This window comes from Austwickia sp. (genome assembly GCA_016699675.1).
Lineage (GTDB): Bacteria > Actinomycetota > Actinomycetes > Actinomycetales > Dermatophilaceae > Austwickia.
Genome location: CP064985.1, coordinates 2396661 through 2413583 on the forward strand (window position 1 = coordinate 2396661; position 16923 = coordinate 2413583).

Here is a 16923-nt window from a genome sequence, read left to right on the forward strand (position 1 = left end):
GCGGCGATCGCGTGGCGGAGCGGGTGAGCAAGAGCGTGAGCAGAGTGCCCCCGAATGAAGAAAGCCCCAGCGCCAACCGGAGTTGGTCTGGGGTTTTCGTGGTGGCCAGGGGCGGGGTCGAACCGCCGACCTTCCGATTTTCAGTCGGACGCTCGTACCAACTGAGCTACCTGGCCCGGACAAACTGAGCGACCCCGACCGGGCTCGAACCGGCGACCTCCGCCGTGACAGGGCGGCGCGCTAACCAACTGCGCTACGGGGCCTCGTGAAGAGGTACTGCGTATCCCCAACGGGATTCGAACCCGTGCTACCGCCGTGAAAGGGCGGGGTCCTTGGCCGCTAGACGATGGGGACCTGCGGAGTCACCCGTGCAGGTCCGTCGCCGCCAGCGAGCCGCGCTCGGATCCGTCGAGGACTTCCGAAAGCATAGGGGACGAGCCCGCCAATCACCAAAGCGAGATGGACATGCGTCCCGACCTGCGGCTGAGCCGCCGCCGCCAGGGACAGCGACGCGGTCACCGGCCCTTGGCCGCCCACGACAGCACCCGCTCGCGCGGCCATGTGGTCACGATGCGCTGCGCAGGCACGCCGAGCCGGGCCGCGCGCTCGCAGCCGTACTGCACGAAGTCGAGCTGCCCCGGCGCGTGCGCGTCGCTGTCGATCGAGATCAGGCACCCGGTCCCCAGCGCCAGCTCGATCAGCTCGTCCGGGGGGTCCACCCGCTCCGGTCGGGAGTTGATCTCCACCGCGACGCCCTCCGCGGCGCAGGCGGCGAAGACCGCCTCGGCGTCGAACTGGCTCTGCGCCCTGGCCTTCTGGCCCGCGCGGCGTACGACGTACCGGCCCGTGCAGTGCCCCAGGACGGCGACGCGCGGATGACGAACCGCGCCGAGCATCCGTCGCGTCATCGCCTCGGGCTCCATGGCGAGCTTGCTGTGCAAGGACGCCACCACGACGTCGACCCGCCCCAGCATCTCCTCGGTCTGGTCGAGCGAGCCGTCGTCGAGGATGTCCACCTCGATGCCGGACAGCAGCCGAAAGCCGTCGCCGACGGCCCCGTTCACGGCGTCGACGACCTCCAGCTGCCGGGCGAGCCGCTCCGCGGTCAGCCCCTGGGCGACCTTGAGCCGGGGCGAGTGATCCGTCAGCGCCAGATAGGAGTGCCCCAGCTCCATCGCGGTTGCGACCATCTCCTCGATCGGCGAGCCGCCGTCGGACCAGTCCGAATGCGAATGCAGATCCCCGTGCGTCGCGGCCAGCACCTCCTCGCCACCGGTGGCCAGCGGGCCGGCCTCGCGCTCCAGGTCCGCCAGGTACGCCGGCGTACCGCCGTCCAGCGCCTCCGCGATCACCGCGGCCGTCTTGGGCCCCACGCCGGGCAGCTCGGTCAGCGTGCCCGCCCGATGCCGGAACTCCAGCTCGTCGCGCCCCACCCGCAACGCCGTGGTCGCCGCCCCGCGAAACGCCTTGACCCGGTGGCTGTCGGCCAGCCGCCGCTCCAGCAGAAAGGCGATCCGGCGCAGCGCGTCGACGGGCTCGATCGGCGCCATGGCCGCGGGCTGGTTCATGCGGCAAACCGTACGGCGGGTGAGCGCGCCGTGAAAGGATGACCGGCATGGAGCTCCTGAACACGCCGCTGGCCGAGCTGGACCCCGAGATCGCCGCCGCGCTGGACGCCGAGCGCGACCGCCAGGAGACGACGCTGGAGATGATCGCGTCGGAGAACTTCGCGCCCGTCGCGGTCATGCAGGCGCAGGGCTCCGTGGCGACGAACAAGTACGCCGAGGGCTACCCGGGACGCCGCTATTACGGCGGGTGTGAGCACGTCGACGTCGTCGAGCAGCTCGCCATCGACCGGCTCAAGGCCCTGTTCGACGCGGGCTTCGCCAACGTGCAGCCGCACTCCGGTGCGCAGGCCAACACGGCCGTCTACTTCGCCCTGCTCAAGCCGGGCGACACCATCCTCGGCATGGACCTCGCGCACGGTGGACACCTCACCCACGGGATGCGGATCAACTACAGCGGCAAGATGTTCAACGTCGCGGCGTACCACGTCGGCGACGACGGCCGGGTCGACATGGGCGAGGTCGAGCGCCTCGCCAAGGAGACCAAGCCGCAGATGATCATCGCGGGCTGGTCGGCGTACCCCCGCCAGCTCGACTTCGCCGAGTTCCGCCGCATCGCCGACGAGGTCGGCGCCTACCTGATGGTCGACATGGCCCACTTCGCGGGCCTGGTGGCCGCCCGGCTGCACCCGAACCCCATGCCCCACGCGCACATCGTCACCTCGACGACGCACAAGACCCTCTGCGGCCCCCGCGGCGGCGTCATCCTCACCAACGACGCCGACCTGGCCAAGAAGATCAACTCCGCGGTCTTCCCCGGCATGCAGGGCGGCCCGCTGGAGCACGTCATCGCCGCGAAGGCGGTCGCCTTCAAGGTCGCCGCGACGCCGGACTTCAAGGAGCGCCAGGAGCGGACGCTGGCCGGGGCGCGGATTCTCGCCGAGAGGCTTTCCCAGCCGGACATGGCGCAGATCGGCGTGCGCGTCCTGACCGGCGGCACCGACGTCCACCTGGTCCTCGTCGACCTGCGGGACAGCGAGCTCGACGGCAAGCAGGGCGAGGACCAGCTGCACCGCATCGGGATAACAGTGAACCGCAACGCGATTCCCAACGACCCGCGGCCGCCGATGGTCACCTCGGGGCTGCGGATCGGCACCCCCGCGTTGGCTACCCGGGGCCTGCAGGAGGACGACTTCCGCGAGGTCGCCGACATCATCGCCGGTGCGCTGCACGCCGGCCTGACCGACGACGAGGCCGAGCTCCTGCGCCGCCGCGTCGAGGAGATCGCGAAGAAGTACCCGCTGTACCCCTCGCTCAAGTCCTAGCGGTTATCCCCACCCGCTAGGCAGGCGCGGGTTATCCCCAGCCGGCGGCTCTCCCGCGACGGTGGGGGCGCGCGTCGCCGTACCTTGGCGACCATCGTCGACCAGGGGGGAAAGCCATGCGGGTACGTCGCGTTGTCGCCATCATCGGTTTGTCTGCGGTGGCGGTGTTCGGGGCCCGGGACGTGGTCCTCGGGGACCAGCGCGCGCCTGCGCCCGATCCCTCGGGGACGCCCACGCAGTCCGGCCAGCCGGGGGAGGCGTGGCTGCCGCCGGCGCGGCCCGGCTCAACCGCCGCTGCCGCGACCCCCATGACCTCCGCGACTCCCACGACCTCCGCGACCGCCGGGGCGGCCGGCTCGGTCGACCGCGGCCGGGTGGCGCGTCCCCCGTTGCCGGACTTGTACGCCGCCGCGGCAGCGCGCGCCACCACCGCGACCTCGGTGCAGGTCACCGGTGAGATCCACACGAAGGAGGGGACCGTCCACCTGGACGTGGCCGGCGCGACGACGAATGACAACTATCGGCAGGTGGTGCACCTGTCGGACGGCGCGCTCGAACTGCTCACGGTCGGCCCTTCATCGTGGGGGCGGGAGCTGCCGCCCGGCGGCGCCTCCGCATCGGCGGAGCCATATCGGCCGGTGTCCCCCGATACCGCATTGTTCCTCCCCGGGCAGGTCAAAGACCTGGTCTCGTCCCATGGGCCGCTGGAACCCCGCGGGCTGAGCTGCGTCGACGTGACCGAGCAAGGCCGCCCCGCGTGGCTGTTGCGGCGGACCTCCCCGGAGGCAGAGCTGGCGATTGCCGCCGACGGCTCGGCGGAGCTCTTGCGCCTCACGACTGCGAAGATGGGGACGCTGACCTTCGCCCGGTGGAACCAGGTGCCGCCCTTCGCGGCGCCGTCGCCCGCGCAGCTGGAGCGAAGTCCGGGCTGACTGAGCCCCCGTGGATCCGGGGCCGGACTGCGCCGGCCGCATCGCGTGGGCAGAATGCACGCATGACCTACCATGCCGCGGACGATCGCTACGACTCCATGACCTACCGCTTCTGCGGACGCAGCGGACTGCAGCTGCCGCTGCTGTCGCTCGGACTGTGGCAGAACTTCGGCGACGACAAGCCCCACGAGGTGCAGCGGACCATCGTGCGCCGCGCCTTCGACCGCGGCGTCACGCACTTCGACCTGGCGAACAACTACGGCCCGCCGTACGGTCAGGCCGAGATCAACTTCGGCCAGATGCTGCGCCAGGACCTCGCGCCGTACCGCGACGAGCTCATCATCTCGACCAAGGCGGGCTGGGACATGTGGCCGGGGCCGTACGGCCAGGGTGGCGGCAGCCGCAAGTACGTCCTGGCGAGCCTCGACCAGTCGCTGCGCCGCATGGGTCTGGACTACGTCGACATCTTCTACAGCCACCGCTTCGACCCGGACACCCCCATCGAGGAGACGATGCGCGCGCTCGACGCGGCGGTCCGCGCGGGCAAGGCCCTGTACGTCGGAATCTCGTCCTACTCGACCGCCAAGACCCGCGAGGCCGCCACCATCGCGCGCGAGCTCGGCACGCCGCTGCTCGTCCATCAGCCCAGCTACTCGATGCTCAACCGCTGGACCGAGGACCAGCACCTCCTCGACGAGCTCGAGGAGCAGGGGATGGGTTGCATCGCGTTCACCGCGCTCGCGCAGGGCCTGCTCACCGACCGCTACCTCAACGGCATCCCCGAGGGCTCGCGCGCGGCCCAGGCGGGCTCCACGATCGACAAGACGCAGCTGACCGAGGCCACCCTGAAGAACCTGCGTGCCCTCGACAAGCTCGCCAAGAAGCGCGGCCAGAGCCTGGCCCAGATGGCGCTGGCCTGGGCGCTGCGCGACCCGCGCATGACCAGCCTGGTGATCGGCGCCAGCCGCGTCGAGCAACTCGACGCCAACCTCGACGCCCTGGCCAACCTCGCCTTCGCCGACGACGAGCTCGCCGAGATCGACCGGTACGCGGTCGACGCCGGCGTCAATCTCTGGGCCAAGCAGACGGAGGCCTGAGCGGTGGGGGCCGCGGACTGGTTCCTGAGCGCGAGCGAGCGCGGCAACCCGGACACGCGGCTGGACGAGCGGGTACGTCGGGTGCACGGCGGGGACGCCGCGTGGGCCGAGGGCAACGAGGCCACCCCGCTGATCCACGGCGCGACGTACTTCGCCGACCTCGTGCCCGGAATCCGCGCGATGGGGCCGGGGGACTACCTGTTCTTCACCGACTGGCGGGGCGACCCCGACGAGAGGCTGCTCGGCGTGCCGGGCTCAGAGGTCTCCACGGTCCTCGAGGACGCGGCCCGCCGCGGCGTCGACGTACGGGGGTTGATCTGGCGCAGCCACTGGGACCGGTTCGGCTACACCGGGGACGAGGCCCGCCACCTCGGCGAGGAGATCGAGGAGGCCGGCGGGGAATGCCTGCGGGACATGCGGGTGCGCACGATGGGCAGCCACCACCAGAAGTTCGTGGTGCTGCGCCACCCCGGCGCCCCCGAGCGGGACGTCGCCTACGTCGGCGGGATCGACCTGTGCCACAGCCGCCGCGACGACGAGCGGCACCTGGGCGACCCGCAGCCGCAGCAGATGTCGGCCAGCTTCGGCCCGACGCCGCCGTGGCACGACGTGCAGGTCCGGCTGCGCGGCCCCATCGTGCATGACGTCGAGACCGTCTTCCGCGAGCGCTGGGAGGACTCCAACCCGCTGACCCGCCACCCGGTCCGCTGGCTGGAGAGCAAGGTCGCGCACGAGGACCAGACGCCGGATCCCCTTCCCGCGCAGGCCCCGCCGCCGCCGGCGTGCGGCGCCCACGTCGTGCAGCTGCTGCGTACCTATCCGGACCTATGGTCGGGCTACGACTTCGCCCGCGACGGGGAGCGGAGCGTGGCGCGGGGCTACGCCAAGGCGCTGCGCCGCGCGGAACGGCTGATCTATATCGGGGACCAGTACCTGTGGAGCCACGAGGTCGCCGCCGACTTCGTCACGATGCTGCAGGAGAACCCACAGCTGCACGTCGTCGCCGTCGTCCCGCTCATCCCCGACGATGACAGCGCCACCGGCCTGCCGCCCAATGTGGTGGGCCGGGAACGCGCCATCACCAAGATCCGCGAGGCGGCGCCGGATCGGGTGGCGATCTACGGCATCGAGAACGAGGCCGGCATTCCCATCTACGTCCACGCCAAGGTGTGCATCGCCGACGACGCGTGGGCCACGATCGGCTCCGACAACTTCAACCGCCGCAGTTGGACCCACGATTCGGAGCTCACCGCCGCGGTCTTCGACGAGACACAGCAGTACGCCGTACGACTGCGCACCCGCCTCGTGCGCGAGCACCTGGGACTCGATCCGGCGGCCGAACCGACGACAGCGGCCGAGGGCGACCCGGACCTGAACGACCCGCGTGAGGTCTTCGGGGTCATGGCCGCCTGCGCCGACGCGCTGGACGCCTGGCATGCCGGCGGCCGAGTCGGGCCGCGACCGCGCGGGCGGCTGCGCCACCTCGTCGTACCGGAGCTGACCCGGGCCCAACGGGCCTGGGCGACGCCCCTCTACGAGAACATCTACGACCCCGACGGCCGGCCCCGCGCGTTGAAGAAGGCCCGCACCTTCTGACCTTGAGCGCCGGTCGAGAGGACATGCTGGGGGTGGCCTGAACGGCGGATCTCGACGGGAGGAAGCGGGGTGGCCAAGGATCTCAGGGGCCACCGGGACACGGCAGACCGCCGCGTCTCGGAGGCGCTGCTGCACCCGGTGCGCCTTGTGCCGCTGTCGTTCCTGGGCGCCATCGTCATCGGGAGCATGCTGCTGCTGTTGCCGATCTCGCATGCCGACAGGTCGGCAGACCTGATGGTGGCGACCTTCACTACGGTCTCCGCCGTGTGCGTCACGGGTCTGTCGACGGTGGACACCTCGACCTACTGGACGCCGTTCGGCCAGGTCGTCATCCTGCTCCTCATCCAGGTAGGGGGCTTCGGGATCATGACCCTGGCCACGCTGCTCTCCCTGCTGATCCGGGGTCGACTCGGGGTCGCCGGAGCGCTGCGCGCGCGGGCCGAGACGCACGCTTTCGACGTGGGCGGCAGCGTCACGCGACTGATCCAGCGCATCGCCGTCCGGATGCTCCTCGCCGAGGGGGTCGTGGCGTTGGCGCTGACCGTCCGGTTTCGGCTGGCCTACGACGACGACGTGGGCACCGCCCTCTGGCACGGCGTGTTCCATGCGGTGTCGGCGTTCAACAACGCGGGATTCGCGCTGTACAGCACGAATCTCGTCGGCTTCGTCGGCGATCCCTACATCTGCCTGCCGATCTGCGCGGCCATCGTCGCCGGCGGGATCGGCTACCCGGTGTACTTCGAGCTGCTCAAACGCTGGCGCCGGCCCAGCGAGTGGACCGTGCACACCCGCATCACGATCGGCGGGACCGCGTTGTTGCTCGTGCTGGGCACGCTGGCCTATCTCGCGTTCGAGTGGGGTAACCCGCGCACGATGGCCGGCTTGGGGGTGGGCGACAAGCTGCTGGCTGCCACCACCGGGTCGGTCGTGGCCCGGACTGCCGGGTTCAACTCCATCGACTACGGCGCCATCACGAGCGCGACCCTGGTCATCACCTTGGTGCTGATGTTTGTCGGCGGCGGCAGCGCCGGTACGGCGGGCGGGATCAAGGTGACGACGTTCTTCCTGCTCGGGTTCCTCATCTTGGCTGAGGCCCGCGGCGAGGACGACGTTGTGGTCGGACACCGCCGCATCGACGCGCAAGCCCAGCGACAGGCGGTCTCGGTAGCGCTGCTGGGCGTGGGGTCGGTGACGATGGGCACGATCGCGGTGGTGGTTCTGACCGGCCTGCCGCTGGACGCCGTCGTCTTCGAGGCGGTCTCGGCGTTTGCCACGGTCGGGTTGTCCACGGGGATCACGCCCCACCTTTCGGTGCCCGCTCAACTCGTCATCATGGCGTTGATGTTCGTGGGCCGGGTTGGCACGATTACGCTGGCGTCCGCCCTCGCGTTGCGCACCCGCAAGCGGTACCACCACTATCCGGAGACGCACCCCATTGTCGGCTAAGGTCCAGCGGCGCACCCCGCAGAGCATCCTCGTCATCGGCTTGGGCAGATTCGGCTCGGCCGTCGCCCTCGCCTTGGTCGCGATGGGCAAGGAGGTGCTCGCCGTCGACGAGAGCCATGACCTGGTGCAGCGCTGGGCGGCGGAGCTGACCCACGTCGTCCAGGCGGACACGACCAACGAGGACGCCCTGCGCCAGCTCGGGGTCCGGGACTTCGACCGGGCCGTGGTCGCGATCGGCAGCGACATCGAGGCCAGCGTGCTCACCGTCCTTGCGCTGGCCGAGCTGGGCGTCAAGGACATCTGGGCCAAGGCGATCACCGCCAAGCACGGCTCCATCCTTGAACGGGTCGGCGCTCACCACGTGATCTATCCCGACCGAGAGATGGGTGAGCGGGTCGCGCACATGATCGTCTCCTCGGTGCGGGACTACATCGAGTTCGACGGGTACGCCCTGGCTCGCATCCCGTCCCCCGCGTTGACCTGGGACATACCGCTCGGGGATTCGGGAGTGCGCCAGAAGCACCGGGTGACCATCGTCGGGGTGAAGGCGCCCGGGCAGCCCTACACCTACGCAGACCACGACACGGTCGTCCATCGCGGCGACGAGCTGTTGGTCACCGGCTCGGTCTCGGACGTGGAGCTCTTCAGCCAGCTCTCCGCCACCTGACGGACGGGCCGAGTTCGCAGGCCGCTCACGCGCCGTTCACGATGGGCAGTGGCGACGCCGAGGCGGCCGAGCAGCGGCCTCGAACACCGCTCGTGACATGGGACAATGAGGCCATGCGTCTGCTGATGATCCGCCACGGCCAGACCCCCTCGAACGTCCTGCACGCCCTCGACACCGCGGTCCCCGGGGCCGACCTGACGGACCTTGGCCGCGCCCAGGCCGCCGCCTTGCCGGACGCGCTGGCCGGCGAGTCCATCGACGCCATCGTCGCCAGCACCCTGGTGCGGACCCAGCAGACCGCCGAGCCGCTGGCGTCGGCCCGCGGCCTGCAGCTGATCGTGCGACCGGGTTTCCGGGAGATCGCCGCGGGCGACCTGGAGATGCGCACGGACGAGGACGCCATGCGCACCTACGTCGACGTGGTCTTCTCCTGGCCGGAGCAGCTCGACCGCCGGATGCCGGGCGGGGAGTCGGGCCGCGAGGTGATGGCCAGGTGTGACGGCGTCGTCGCCGAGGCCGCCGCGGCCGGCCACAACGACGTGGTGATCCTCGCGCACGGCGCGGTGATCCGCGCGTACGCCGCAGCCCGGGCGCATAACGTCGACTGGGAGTACGCGGCCAAGCACTGGCTGCGCAACACCGGGATGGTGGTGCTCGAGGGCGACCCGACGGGCGGCTGGGAGATGACCCGCTGGGTCGAGCACCCGGTCGGCGGCGAACACCTGAACGGTGAGTTGATCGAGGACCCGACCGGCGCCCCGGAGTACGAGACGAAGCACTAACGCTCTGACCCGACGCGACGGCGGATCGGCGCTTACCCCTGTTGCGCGCCCCCCGATCAGGTCTACTGTCCAGCCGTACTCGTCGGATTCGGCACCGGCCACCCGCTCGTCTCCAAGAGCGGCCCGGGTCACGGATAAGGAGCCCCCATGTCTCTCGCCTGGTGGGGCCTGATCATCGTCGTCGCCTTCTTGGCGTTGATCATGACCAAGCGCACGACCCCGTTCACCGCCCTGGTGCTCACCCCGATCGTGGTCGCCTTGTTGGCAGGCTTCGGGAACAGCATCGGCAAGTTCTCGCTGGCCGGCGTGCAGGGTGTGGCGACGACGGTCTTCTTGTTGCTCTTCGCGATCCTCTACTTCGGGCTGATGATCACGGTGGGCCTCTTCGACCCGTTGGTGCACTTCATCCTGCGCATCGTCAAGGGCGATCCGCTGAAGGTGCTCGTCGGCACGGCGATCCTCGCGGCCGCGGTGTCCGTGGACGGGGACGGGTCGACGACCACGATGATCGTGTGTTCGGCGATGATCCCCGTCTACCGCAAGCTGGGCATGAAGATGATGGACCTCGCGGTGCTCGTCATCCTGGCCAACTCGATCATGAACCTGCTGCCCTGGGGTGGCCCCACGGCGCGCATCATCGCCGCCCTCAAGGTCGACGAGGGCGAACTGCTGCGCCGCATCCTCCCCGGCATGCTGCTCGCCATCGTGTGGGTGATCGTCGTGGCCGTGCTGCGGGGGCTGGCCGAGCGCAAGCGTCTGGGCATCGTGCACCTGAGCGAGGCCGACATCCACGAGCTCTCCCCGGCCTCGGGTGACAACGAGCACGACGCGCTCAAGCGGCCGAAGCTCATCTGGTTCAACCTGGCGCTCACGGCGATCCTGATGATCTTCCTGATCTTCGGCGGCATGTGGATCATCCCGAAGCTGTCCTCGGCCATCCTGTTCGAGATCGGCTTCGCCATCGCCCTCCTGGCCAACTACCGCAAGCTGTCCGACCAGCGGGAGATCATCGAGATCCACGGCGCCAACGCCATGCACGTCATCATCATGGTGCTGGCCGCCGGCATCTTCATGGGCATCCTCAACGAGTCGAAGATGTCCGAGGCGATGGGGCAGGCGTTGGCCACCACCGTGCCCTCCTCGATGGGCAGCCACTGGGGTTTGGTGACGGCGCTGGCGTCCGTGCCGGGCACGTTCGCCCTGTCGAACGACGCCTTCTATCTGGGGGTCCTGCCGATCCTCGCCAAGACCGGCGAGGGCTACGGCTTCTCGACGATGGACATCGCCGTGGCCTCCACCACGGGCCAGGCGTTCCACCTGCTCAGCCCGTTGGTCGGGTTCATCTACCTGCTGCTGCACCTGACGGGCGTCGACATGGGTGCCTGGCAACGGGCCTCGGCCAAATGGGCGATCGGCACGTTCGTCATCTTCCTGATCTGCGCGGCGACGTTCGGGGGCGTGCGACTCTGAGTCCGTCGACCGGGGGGACGCGGGAGTCGCGTCCCCCCGGGACGTGAACCCGAACTTTGGCCGGCGCGACTTAACGACCGGACGAGCCGAGCTCGCTAACTCGCCAGTATTGTGCACATCCTGTATGCGATTCTGGGCCGCATGAAGCTCTCCGCCCTGGACTACGGCATCATCGGGCTGTACTTCCTCGTCATGATCGGCATCGGGGTCTACTCCGTCACCTTCGCGCGCGGTCGCGACGACTACCTCCTGGCCGGCCGCAGGCTGCGGTTCCCGTTGTTCTTCGGTTGCATGGCGGCGATGGCCGTGTCGGTGGTGCGGTCACCGTCGGTGGGGCCAAGAAGGGGTACGCCGACGGGATCGCGGGCCTCTGGGTCGGCGGCAGCCTGGGCCTGGGCCTCATCCTGCTCGGCGTCCTGATCAGCTCCAAGCTGGCCAAGCTCCGGGCGCTGTCGATCAACGAGGTCATCGAGCGCAATTACGGGGTCGCGGCCCGCGTGCTGGGTGCGGTGCTCACGATCATCTACACGGTGGCACTGACGGTCGTGCAGGTCATCGCTATCGGCGACATCCTCGCGGGCGTCTTCGGCTGGGACGTCAAGCTGGCGATGCTCGTCGGCGGGTCCGTCGTGGTTCTGTACACGTTCCTGGGCGGCATGTGGGCCGTCACCCTGACCGACATCGTGCAGTTCGTCATCAAGACGCTCGGCATCATCATCCTGGTGCCGATCTTTGCGCTGGCCAGCCCCAAGATCGGCGGCCTGTCCGGGCTCGTCGACCACGTGCCCGCCGGGCACTGGGATCCGTTCGCGTACGGCTTCGACGGCACCCTGTATTGGATCCTGCTCTACGTCCCCGGGCTGGTCATCGGGCAGGACATCTGGCAGCGGATGTTCACCGCGCGCAACGAGAAGGTCGCCCGCACCGGCACGATCCTCGCGGGCGTCTACTCGATTGTCTACGGGTTGGCGGCCGTGCTCCTCGGAATGGCGGTGCTCGCCGCCGGCGTACAGCTCGGCAAGAAGCAGACCGGACAGGCCTTCTACGAGGGCGTGACGATGTTCCTCCCCCAGGGACTCGCCGGGCTCCTCCTCGCGGCCGCCATGGCGGCGGCGATGTCCGTGGCCTCCGGGACGATCCTGGCCTGCTCCACCGTCGTCTACAACGACCTCTACGTGCGGTTCGTGCGGCGCCAGCGCGACTCCGACGTGGTCGCTGCCGCCGACGACCGGGCGGCGCTCAGCGCCTCGGCTGTCGAGCGCGACCTGGCCGCCGACCGGCGCCGTGGCGCCGAGCGGCGCCATGGGACCGACCGCGACGTCTGGATCAACCGCGGCATCGCCTTCGTCATCGGCATCGTCGTCATCGGCCTGGCCATGATCATCGAGGACATCTTCAAGGCGCTGGACCTCGCCTACGGCTTCCTGTCGGGTTGCGTGTTCATCCCGGTCATCGCGGCGTTCTTCCTGCGCAGGGTCAGCCCGTGGGCCGGCCTGTGGGCCCTGGCGCTGAGCTTCCTGGGCGTGGCGGGGGCCATGTGGTTCGGCGAGTCCGGCGCGGCCGCGGCGCAGTTCGGCGCGGCCGAGGGCGCCAAGTGGGTCATCGGCGGCAACTACCCGATCATGGTCGGGATGGTCATCGGGCTGATCACGTACGTCGGGTTCACGCTCACCGACCGACACAAGATCGTGCCCAACCTGCGGGTCGACGAGGCGGAGCTGGCCGAGCTGCCGGCGCAGGGCTGAGGGCGCGGCGCCGTGAGCGACCGGCTCGTGTCGTCCCGCTATCGCGGGATGGCCAGCACGCCCATGTCCAGCTCGGTGGATAGGGCCCGCAGCTTCCCGGACACGATCAACTTCAGCCTGGGCGACCCCGAGCTCACCACGGACGCCCGCATCATCGATGCCGCAGCGGCCGACGCCCACGCCGGGCACACCCACTACACGGACACGTACGGCGACCCGGAGCTGCGGGCCGAGATCCTCGCCTACTACGCGGCGGAGTACGGCTACGTCCCCGAGCCCGGCGGACTCATGGTCACCACCTCGGGGTGCCACGCCATGTGGCTGGTGCTGGAGTCGATCCTCGACGACGGCGACGAGGTGGTGATCTGCGAGCCGTACTTCACGCCGTACCCGCATCAGATCCGGCTCGCCCGTGGGGTGCCCGTCGTGCTCCCGACGTACGCGCAGGACGGCTTCCAACCCGACCCGACCCGCCTGGCGACGCTGCTGACGGACCGGACCCGCGCGATCACCCTCAACACCCCCGCCAATCCCACCGGCGCCTGCCTGTCCCGCCGGACCGAGCAGGCCATCGCGGAGCTGGCCGTCGCGCACGACCTGATCGTGATCGCGGACGAGATCTATCCGCTGTTCAGCTATGCCGAGCCGTTCGTACCTTTCGTCACGCTCCCCGGCATGGCCGAGCGGACCATCACGATCAACTCGTTGTCCAAGGACTTCGTGATGACGGGGTGGCGGATCGGGTACGTGCTCGGGCCGCCGGCCGTCATCCGGGCGATGAAGGACGTCAACGAGAACAACGTCTTCACGGCCCCGTCGGTGAGTCAGCGCGCGGCGCTGCACGCGTTGCGGCATCGGCACGAGATTCAGCCGCCGATCCGGGAGCTGTATCGGTCTCGGCTCATGCGGGCCTACGAGCGGGTGATCGCGACGCCGGGGATGACCTGCCTGGAGCCGCAGGGGTCGATCTACCTGTGGGTGGACGTGCGGGCGACCGGGCTGGGATCGGTCGCGGTGGCGGACCGGATCTTCGACGAGACGCACGTGCTGACGCTGCCGGGGGTGGCGTTGGGGGCGGGCTGCGACGGCTACCTGCGCCTGGCCATGACCGTCTCGCAGGAGCGCATCGACGAGGCCTTCGACCGCATCGGTCGGACGGCGCTGTTCGGCGGCTGAGGCCTAGGTGAGGACGGCCACGGCGACGTCGCCGGGTTGCTGGGTGCAGCTGGCCAGCATGCGCCCGTCGACGTCCCAGATGGCGGAGCGCCCGCTGGTGGTGGCGTACCCACCGCCCGTCGGCCCGGCGAAGTCCGCGAAGGCGACCGGTACGGCGTAGCGGTCCCTGATGCGGGCCGCCCGCGAGGCGACCTCGTCCACCTCGTGGGGTGCGTGGACATGGCCCGCGACGTACAGGTCGATGCCCAGCGCGGCCGTCTCCGCGAGATGCGAACTCGTCCGGGTGTCCTTGCAGACGCCGACCCCGACGCGCCACCCGTCCACGTGGATCGCCGCGGGGGAGCGCCCCGGGGCGAACCGCTTGGACTCGCGACGGCCGAGGTGCATCTTGACGTACGCCGGGCGGACGCCGTGCCCGTCGATTTCGAGCACCCCGATGCCGCGGATCCCGCTGTCCCGGTTGCCCACTCGGATCGGCGCCCCGGCCAGGGCGGTCGAGCCGGTCTCGGCGCACGCTTCGACCAGCGGCGCCAGCGCGGGGGACCGCGGGTCGACGATCGGGGCGTCGTAGCTGTATCCGGTCAGCGACAGCTCCGGGAAGACGACGAGTCGGGCGGCGGCGCCGATGACCGTCGAGGCATGGGCCGCGACGTTGCCGGCCAGGTCGCGCAGGCGGGTGATGGGCTGGGCGACGGCCACGCGGAGGGGGCTCCGAAAGGACCGCTGCGCCGGTGCGGTGGTCACGACAGAGACGCTACTCTCACCGCTCCCGAGCCGCGCTCGTTGGGCAAGCACCAGCGCCGGACCCGGGCGCGGCTGAACCCCCGACCCCGGCCGGGGGTTCAGCAGTCGATCAGCCGTGGATCAGCTGGCGTCGCCGCCGACCTTGGGCTCCTCGTTGATCATGAAGATCGCGCCCTGCGGGTCGGCGACCTGGGCAAACCGGCCGAACGGCGAGTCCGCCGGCTGATCGTGCACCTGACCCCCGAGTTCGCGAATTCTTGCCGCCGTGGCATCGGCGTCGGCCACCCCGACGTACGCCCGCCAGAAGGACGGTACGCCGGGAGGCAGGATCTGCGAGGCGTCGCACAGGCCGGCGACCGCGTGCTGACCCTCGCCGTTGGTGGCATAGCGGAAGCCCTGCCCGGGCTCCTCCGCCGAGCCTGCCATCCAGGAGATCTCCCAGCCGAGGACGTCGCGGTAGAACGGGATGGCCGCGTCGAGGTCGGTGCTGAGCTGCTCGAACCAGACGGGGGTGCCCGGCGTCAGCGGCGTGGCGAAACCGTCCATGCCCTGCGGCTGCCAGAGCCCCACGTGCGCGCCGGCGGCGTCGACGATCATGGCCTGCCGCCCCTGGCCGGGGATGTCCATGGGGCCGAACACGACCTGACCGCCGGCGCCCGGAACGGCCGCCAGGGCCGCGTCCATGTCGCCGGTCTCCAGGTAGACGGTCCACAGGGTCGGCCCGGAGGGCTCGGTTGTCGGGCCATCGGGGCTCATGTACGACGTCATCAGGCCGCCCACCAGACCATCCCCGCAGCTGATCAGGTGGTAGTGCCCGAAGTCCTCGCCCTGGTCGGCGAACCGCCAACCGAAGAGCTCGCCGTAGAACGCCTTCGCGCCCTCGACGTCGTGGGTCATGAGGTCAAGCCAGATGGGGCGGCCCTGTGGCGAGTTGGCGGCTTCTGCCTCGGTCATGGACGGCTCCTGCGCAGTTGCGGAGTTCGCGTGCGGTGACGCCTGGTCCCGCCGAGCCTAGGGGTACGCCGGGTGGGACCGCGAGCGGCCGCCGTCGACCGCCGCAAGCAGCGCTGCGAGGCGGTCGGTCACCTCGGCTACGTGGGGCACCAGGTCCAGCTCGATGACCCCGCCGGCGTGCCAGATGCGCAAGTGGCCGTAACCCCACAAAACTGGCTCATCGCAATTGAGATAGCATCACTTAAGCACTTAAGTGATGCTATCGTCCGCCACGGGCGTCACTTAACTCGAGTCCGGACGCCGAACGCCGTGGGGCCTGTGGGGCTCGAACCCACGCGCTTCGGATTAAAAGTCCGCTGCTCTGCCAACTGAGCTAAGGCCCCGTACGTCGGCTGCAGGCCATCAGCCCTGCCGGAGAACGGATCCGGCCAGCGCGTGCACTCGACGTACCGCTGCCCCGACGCCGAGCGACGCCCGTCGCGGCAGCACGGACCAGCCTAGGCCACGCGGCGCCCGGCCCGGCGTACCGCGCCCGTGGGCACGTTCCGGGACCGGCCGGGCACCGCAGCGGACCGACCAGGAGCCACACACGGCGCCGTACCGAACCCGCCCAATCCAGACCTGGTGAACGAACGCACAGCGAATGTCGATGTCAGGCACGCGAATTCAGGTGCTTACCATGAGCGCGTCATCCCTGGCCAACCCCACCGAAGTGGAGTCACCGCTGTGTTCAAGAGTTCATCTCGTCATGCCCGCACGCGTCCCGCCCGGCGCATCGGCGCCCGCCTCGGCGCGACCGTCCTCACCGCCGGCCTCGCCGTAACCGGGGCGATCGGGGCCTCGACCGCCGCGCAGGCCGCCCCCCAGTCGGCGTACCCGCGCCCCGTCCGCCCCTACGTCTGGCATCCCGGCGGCTTCGATGACGCGGCGACCGTCTACGTCACCAAGCGCAACGGCCAGCTCATCCCGCACTGCGAGAACGTGCCGCTGGCGGCCGCCACCTCCGGCGACGTCCGCATCCTGGTCCGCACGGAGCTGGCGCCGCTGTTCCAGGCGCTGATGCGGGCCACCGAGCAGCGCTACGGCTACGACCTGCGCCGCGGCCTCACCGGCGCGTTCAGCTGCCGCATGATCGACGGGTCGGCCAACGTCTCCAACCACGCCTACGGCCGCGCCATCGACATGAACTGGGACGAGAACCCGATGGCGTCCTACTTCCAGTCCGACATCCCGCCCGCCGTCGTCAAGCTGTGGATCGACCACGGCTTCTACTGGGGCGGGCACTACACGAACAAGAAGGACACGATGCACTTCGAGTACGTCGCGCCCATCGAGTCGGTCCCGTTCTTCCTCAACCGGCTCAAGACCTATCGCGGCTGAGCCTAGGCTCGCCGCCGAGCCGACGAGCAGGCCATCGGGCCGGT

13 protein-coding genes, 4 tRNA genes and 1 pseudogene are annotated in these 16923 nt (G+C 70.0%); 11 read left to right on the forward strand and 7 right to left on the reverse strand.

Annotated features, from left to right (window positions below):
- Positions 1-99 precede the first annotated feature (99 nt).
- The 4 genes from IPK37_10985 to IPK37_11000 all read right to left on the reverse strand — a co-directional run bounded on the left by IPK37_10985 (position 100) and on the right by IPK37_11000 (position 1568).
- Positions 100-176 (reverse strand) — tRNA-Phe (locus tag IPK37_10985).
- A gap of 13 nt (positions 177-189) precedes the next feature.
- Positions 190-263: transfer RNA gene (locus tag IPK37_10990), tRNA-Asp, on the reverse strand.
- Between the two features lie 18 nt (positions 264-281).
- A tRNA-Glu gene (locus IPK37_10995) sits at positions 282-354 on the reverse strand.
- 161 nt (positions 355-515) lie between these two features.
- Positions 516-1568 (reverse strand): PHP domain-containing protein, encoded by a 1053-nt coding sequence (locus IPK37_11000; protein ID QQR99554.1) that lies wholly within the window; start codon positions 1566-1568, stop codon positions 516-518.
- A gap of 47 nt (positions 1569-1615) precedes the next feature.
- On the opposite strand from IPK37_11000, the gene IPK37_11005 reads away from it, so the two are divergent.
- The 10 genes and pseudogenes from IPK37_11005 (at position 1616) to IPK37_11050 (ending at position 13801) form a co-directional block, all read left to right on the forward strand.
- Positions 1616-2890 carry a serine hydroxymethyltransferase gene (locus IPK37_11005; protein ID QQR99555.1) on the forward strand — a complete coding sequence of 425 codons (1275 nt, stop codon included), beginning with the start codon at positions 1616-1618 and terminating at the stop codon, positions 2888-2890.
- Between the two features lie 116 nt (positions 2891-3006).
- The gene (locus IPK37_11010) at positions 3007-3822 is read left to right on the forward strand and encodes a hypothetical protein (GenBank protein ID QQR99556.1); all 816 of its coding nucleotides are present in this window, start codon (positions 3007-3009) and stop codon (positions 3820-3822) included.
- A gap of 62 nt (positions 3823-3884) precedes the next feature.
- Positions 3885-4919: an L-glyceraldehyde 3-phosphate reductase gene (gene mgrA / locus IPK37_11015; GenBank protein QQR99557.1), complete on the forward strand. Its 1035-nt coding sequence runs from the start codon at positions 3885-3887 to the stop codon at positions 4917-4919.
- Between the two features lie 3 nt (positions 4920-4922).
- Positions 4923-6515 carry a phospholipase gene (locus tag IPK37_11020; protein ID QQR99558.1) on the forward strand — a complete coding sequence of 531 codons (1593 nt, stop codon included), beginning with the start codon at positions 4923-4925 and terminating at the stop codon, positions 6513-6515.
- Between the two features lie 186 nt (positions 6516-6701).
- Positions 6702-7961 (forward strand): TrkH family potassium uptake protein, encoded by a 1260-nt coding sequence (locus IPK37_11025; protein ID QQS02821.1) that lies wholly within the window; start codon positions 6702-6704, stop codon positions 7959-7961.
- Between the two features lie 25 nt (positions 7962-7986).
- The gene (locus IPK37_11030; GenBank protein ID QQS02822.1) at positions 7987-8628 is read left to right on the forward strand and encodes a TrkA family potassium uptake protein; all 642 of its coding nucleotides are present in this window, start codon (positions 7987-7989) and stop codon (positions 8626-8628) included.
- A 113-nt stretch (positions 8629-8741) separates the two neighbouring features.
- Positions 8742-9410 carry a histidine phosphatase family protein gene (locus IPK37_11035; GenBank protein ID QQR99559.1) on the forward strand — a complete coding sequence of 223 codons (669 nt, stop codon included), beginning with the start codon at positions 8742-8744 and terminating at the stop codon, positions 9408-9410.
- Between the two features lie 147 nt (positions 9411-9557).
- Positions 9558-10880 carry a citrate transporter gene (locus IPK37_11040; protein QQR99560.1) on the forward strand — a complete coding sequence of 441 codons (1323 nt, stop codon included), beginning with the start codon at positions 9558-9560 and terminating at the stop codon, positions 10878-10880.
- A 141-nt stretch (positions 10881-11021) separates the two neighbouring features.
- Positions 11022-12625: pseudogene (locus tag IPK37_11045) on the forward strand (sodium:solute symporter).
- A gap of 12 nt (positions 12626-12637) precedes the next feature.
- Entirely contained in the window at positions 12638-13801 is a 1164-nt protein-coding gene (locus tag IPK37_11050; protein ID QQR99561.1) for an aminotransferase class I/II-fold pyridoxal phosphate-dependent enzyme, read from the forward strand.
- Between the two features lie 3 nt (positions 13802-13804).
- Here IPK37_11050 and IPK37_11055 read toward each other — a convergent pair whose 3' ends face one another.
- The 3 genes from IPK37_11055 to IPK37_11065 all read right to left on the reverse strand — a co-directional run bounded on the left by IPK37_11055 (position 13805) and on the right by IPK37_11065 (position 15882).
- Entirely contained in the window at positions 13805-14545 is a 741-nt protein-coding gene (locus IPK37_11055) for a carbon-nitrogen hydrolase family protein (protein QQR99562.1), read from the reverse strand.
- A 120-nt stretch (positions 14546-14665) separates the two neighbouring features.
- On the reverse strand, positions 14666-15499 hold the full coding sequence (locus IPK37_11060) for a VOC family protein (protein ID QQR99563.1): 834 nt from the start codon (positions 15497-15499) through the stop codon (positions 14666-14668).
- A 310-nt stretch (positions 15500-15809) separates the two neighbouring features.
- Positions 15810-15882, reverse strand: a tRNA-Lys gene (locus IPK37_11065).
- 343 nt (positions 15883-16225) lie between these two features.
- Here IPK37_11065 and IPK37_11070 point away from each other — a divergent pair.
- Positions 16226-16879, forward strand: coding sequence for a M15 family metallopeptidase (locus IPK37_11070; protein ID QQR99564.1), 654 nt, complete (start codon positions 16226-16228; stop codon positions 16877-16879).
- Positions 16880-16923 lie beyond the last annotated feature (44 nt).